Raw genomic sequence first — 262 nt, 5'->3', positions numbered from 1 at the left:
AAGGCACGGAGTATTCTTCCCGGCAAACGCTGGACGGTTCGGTCGGCAAATAAGCCTGAATCGAGTTGGTTCGGACCCGCGCCAAATCTGGTTGATGACTACTTCATGTCTATGCCGAGCGCAGCGAAGGCCAGAACCGGACCATCGCGTCGCAGGTGGACGAGATGGACAGCCACGAGTTCGATCAATGTCTGCCGCTCGGCATGGTCCCCAGCGAAGCCGGCCAGGTCGAACACCGCGGTCACGGTTTCATTCGCCGGCA

1 pseudogene is annotated in these 262 nt (G+C 59.9%); it reads right to left on the bottom strand.

The features are described from left to right. Positions 1–98 precede the first annotated feature (98 nt). Positions 99–262 (bottom strand): annotated as a pseudogene (locus EOB49_RS38860) (mannitol dehydrogenase family protein); the annotation flags it as partial.

The organism is Mesorhizobium sp. M7A.F.Ca.MR.148.00.0.0 (assembly GCF_003997735.1).
Taxonomy (GTDB): domain Bacteria; phylum Pseudomonadota; class Alphaproteobacteria; order Rhizobiales; family Rhizobiaceae; genus Mesorhizobium.
This window is presented reverse-complemented; position numbering and strand designations above follow the sequence as displayed.